The sequence below is a fragment of the Bacteroides sp. CAG:189 genome (genome assembly GCF_000432295.1).
Taxonomy (GTDB): domain Bacteria; phylum Bacteroidota; class Bacteroidia; order Bacteroidales; family Bacteroidaceae; genus Bacteroides; species Bacteroides salyersiae.
This window is the reverse complement of the sequence record NZ_HF990975.1, coordinates 1-4364: the sequence shown is the minus strand read 5'-3', so window position 1 is coordinate 4364 and position 4364 is coordinate 1. Positions and strand designations below refer to the sequence as shown.

General features: G+C 45.2%; 2 protein-coding genes and 1 pseudogene. All 3 read left to right on the top strand.

What is annotated here, in order from left to right; all coding sequences use genetic code 11:
- Positions 1-236 precede the first annotated feature (236 nt).
- Entirely contained in the window at positions 237-1439 is a 1203-nt protein-coding gene (lnb, locus tag QVP90_RS00635; protein ID WP_021935411.1) for a lipoprotein N-acyltransferase Lnb, read from the top strand.
- A complete protein-coding gene (locus QVP90_RS00630) occupies positions 1436-3010 on the top strand; it encodes an alkaline phosphatase family protein (protein WP_005924975.1) in 1575 nt (524 codons plus the stop codon). The genes lnb and QVP90_RS00630 overlap by 4 nt, the downstream gene beginning before the upstream one ends.
- A gap of 48 nt (positions 3011-3058) precedes the next feature.
- Positions 3059-4364 (top strand): annotated as a pseudogene (secA, locus tag QVP90_RS00625) (preprotein translocase subunit SecA); the annotation flags it as partial.

Sequence of the window (4364 nt, the reverse complement as noted above, 5' to 3'; positions counted from 1 at the left end):
ATTTGACAGCATAGCAACGCAAAACGCTGAAATTTACACGGTTGCTAAATCGTTACCTATATATCTCAATAATCCGTTAAAAGTTTATTACTCAATCGGTTAAATCAAACCGATAAAAATCTAAAATAATTAAAAAGCATGTTTTTCCTTTTTTTTCGTTAGAGATACAGATTTAATATAAGCTTTGTATTACTTTTGCATGCGATTGTGGTAATCACTCTGAATAATTGTTCATTATGAAAAGAATAAAAACAATATTAATTCTATTTCTCGTATGCCTGACAGCGAAAGGAGAAGACGTTTTCCGTAACGATAACGATTCTATCCGTCTCAGCCTGCTGACTTGTGCCCCCGGAGAAGAGATATATTCTTATTTCGGACATACTGCCATCCGTTATGAAGATCCCGGCAAAGGAATCGATGTTGTTTTCAACTACGGATTGTTCAATTTCGGAGCGCCCAACTTTATCTTCCGTTTTGCCCTCGGACAAACCGACTATATATTGGGAGCCACTCCATACAACCGGTTTGCAGCCGAATATATATTCGAAGAACGCAGTGTATGGCAACAAACATTGAACCTGACTCCGGATGAAAGCCGGAAGTTAGCTTCACTGCTCATAGAAAACAGCAAACCGGAAAACCGGACATACCGGTATAACTTCTTTTACGATAACTGTTCGACCCGTCCGAGAGATAAGATAGAAGAGTGCATCGAAGGAAAAATTATTTATGACTACCCGGCAAAAGACGGCACGAAGTCATTTCGGGAAATTGTGCATCAATACACCCAAGGACATCCGTGGTCGCAATTCGGCATCGACCTTTGTATCGGCAGTGAGGCAGACCGCCCCATCACCAGCCGCCAGATGATGTTTATTCCCTTTTATCTGGAAGACGCAATAGCATCGGCCAGAATTGTAAACAACGGTAATGAACGCCCTCTGGTACTGGAAAGCACATCACTTATCAGTTGTGAAGACGACGCGTCACCCGGAACGATAGGATTTTGGGACCTCCTGACTCCCATACGTGCAGCATTGCTTCTGCTCATACTCACAGCAGCAGCTACCATCTACGGTATCCGGAGGAACAAAAGTCTTTGGGGAATAGACATTATATGGTTCGGCACTGCCGGCATTGCCGGTTGCATACTTGCCTTCCTCGCCCTGTTTTCCGAACATCCTACTGTCAGTTCTAATTATCTCCTTTTCGTTTTTCATCCGGGACAGCTTGTTTTCCTCCCGATCATGATAAATGCCGCCAGAAAAGGCCGAAAATGTTGGTATCATGTGTTGAACTTTACAGTTTTAACACTTTTTATACTGCTTTTTCCGCTAATACCGCAAAGAATTGATTTAGCTGTCGTACCTTTGGCACTTAGTTTGTTGATACGTTCTGCAAGCAATCTTATTTTGACTTATAAAAAAAAGAAATGAAAGGATTACTGACTTCCATAATAACCGTACTTACCATTACCGGACTACAGGCCCAGCCGATGTCATCTACTCCCAAACTGGTGGTAGGACTGACAATCGACCAGCTTCGTACGGACTATCTGGAAGCGTTCTCCTCCTTATACGGTGAAAAAGGATTCAAACGGCTCTGGAAAGAGGGAAAAGTATTCCGCAACGCCGAATATAAATTCAACAGAGTAGACCGGGCATCGGCCGTGGCCGCTATCTACAGTGGAACCACTCCGTCGATAAACGGCATCATCGCCAATCAATGGCTGGATATTTCTACCCTGCGATCGATGAGTTGTGTAGACGACCCCGCTTTTATGGGGAACTACACGGACGAGAACAGTTCACCGGCCCTGTTACTGACTTCCACCATCGCCGACGAGCTAAAAATCGCTACACGCAATAAAGGACTGGTATATGCCATTGCCCCTTTCCGCGATGCTGCCATCTTTGCAGCAGGACATACCGGGAACGGTGCTTTCTGGCTGAACGAAAATACCGGAAAATGGTGTAGCACTACTTATTATACGGAATTCCCCTGGTGGGTAAGCCAATATAACGACCGGCAGGCAATCGATTTCCGCATCGGAGAGATCACCTGGACACCGGTTCATCCGATGGAGAAATATGTATATCTCCCTGAATGGAGAGATATGCCGTTTAAATATAAATTCGACAATGAACGGCAAAATAAGTTCCGCAGATTCATTGCCAGCCCTTTCGTCAATGATGAAGTCAATCTTCTGACCGAAGAGTTGCTGGATAAAAGCACTATCGGGAAAGACGAAGTGCCGGATATGCTCTCACTGATGTATTATGCCGGCAATTATGCCCACAAGACATCACAGGAATGCGCGATGGAGCTGCAGGACACGTATGTAAGGCTCGACCAGAGCATTGCTCACCTGCTGGAAGTGCTCGACAAGAAGATAGGGCTTCAAAACATACTTTTCTGTATCACCTCTACCGGATATGTAGACACGGAAGCTGCCGACCACGGGCTTTACCGCATTCCGGGCGGTGAATTCCACCTGAACCGTTGCGCCGCTTTATTGAATATGTTTCTGATGGCTACTTATGGTGAAGGCCAATTTGTAGAAGCTTATCAGGACCAGCAAATATACCTCAACCATAAACTGATTGAAAAGAAACAACTCGACCTGGCCGAAATACAGGATAAGGCGGCTGATTTTCTGATACAGTTCAGTGGCGTGAATGAGGTTTATTCCGCACACCGTCTGCTGTTAGGCGCATGGACACCGGAAATCCATATGATCCGCAACGGTTTCCACCGCAAGCGTTCCGGAGATTTATTAATCGATGTGCTTCCGGGATGGACGGTTGTCAACGAACACAATCCGTCGGAAAATAAAATTATCCGCCACGCACATATACCGGCACCGCTTATCTTCTTTGGAAATTCAGTAAAACCGGAGGTAATACAAACACCTGTTACCGTAGACCATATTGCACCCACTCTGGCCAATGCCATGAGAATAAGGGCCCCCAATGCCTGCACTGCAACTCCGCTTACCATACGGTAAAAACACTTTTTTCAATCTAAGTAAATAATAAATAAATAGAATACACAAATGGGATTTAATGAATTTTTAAGCTCGATTTTCGGAAACAAATCCACGCGAGACATGAAAGAAATTCAACCTTGGGTAAACAAGATCAAAGCTGCTTACCCAGAGGTTGCTAAATTGGATAATGACGGTCTCCGTGCGAAAACACAGGAACTTAAGCAATACATCCACGACTCTGCAAACAAGGAACGCGCTAAAGTGGAAGAACTGAAAGCCAGTATCGAAACCGTAGAGTTGGAAGACCGTGAAGAGATTTTCACTCAAATAGACAAACTGGAAAAAGAAATTCTTGAAATATACGAAAAAGCGCTCGACGAAGTATTGCCGGTGGCTTTTTCTATCGTGAAAGATACCGCAAGACGTTTTACGGAAAACGAAGAAGTGGTGGTTACGGCTACCGACTTCGACCGTACACTGGCTGCAACAAAAGACTTCGTACGCATCGAAGGCGACAAGGCTATCTATCAGAATCACTGGAATGCCGGCGGTAACGACACGATATGGAACATGATTCACTATGATGTACAGCTTTTCGGTGGCGTAGTGCTTCATAAAGGTAAAATTGCCGAAATGGCGACAGGTGAAGGAAAAACCTTAGTGGCTACCCTGCCTGTGTTCCTGAACGCACTGACCGGAAACGGTGTGCACGTTGTAACCGTGAACGACTATCTGGCAAAACGTGACTCGGAATGGATGGGACCGCTTTACATGTTCCACGGACTGAGCGTCGACTGTATCGACAGACACCAGCCTAACTCGGATGCACGCCGTCAGGCTTATCTGGCAGACATCACTTTCGGTACAAACAACGAATTCGGTTTCGACTATCTGCGTGACAACATGGCCATCAGCCCGAAAGACCTCGTACAGCGTCAGCACAATTATGCGATCGTCGATGAGGTAGACTCGGTATTGATCGATGATGCCCGTACACCGTTGATTATTTCCGGTCCTGTACCTAAAGGCGAAGACCAGCTTTTCGAAACTCTCTGCCCGATGGTGGAACGTCTTGTGGAAGCACAGAAAGTATTGGCAACCAAGTATCTGACAGAAGCAAAGAGACTGATTGCTTCTGATGACAAGAAAGAGGTGGAAGAAGGATTCCTGGCTCTTTTCCGCAGTCACAAGGCACTCCCGAAAAACAAGGCATTGATTAAATACCTCAGTGAACAAGGTATCAAGGCAGGGATGCTGAAAACAGAAGAAATATACATGGAACAAAACAACAAGCGTATGCATGAGGCTACGGACCCGTTGTATTTTGTTATCGATGAAAAACTGAACAGCGTAGACCTGACAGACAAGGGGG

Bases quoted from the DNA above. Each gene is read 5' to 3' on its own strand.
- QVP90_RS00630 (WP_005924975.1), top strand. From the start codon at position 1,436: ATGAAAGGATTACTGACTTCCATAATAACCGTACTTACCATTACCGGA.
- lnb (WP_021935411.1), top strand. From the start codon at position 237: ATGAAAAGAATAAAAACAATATTAATTCTATTTCTCGTATGCCTGACA.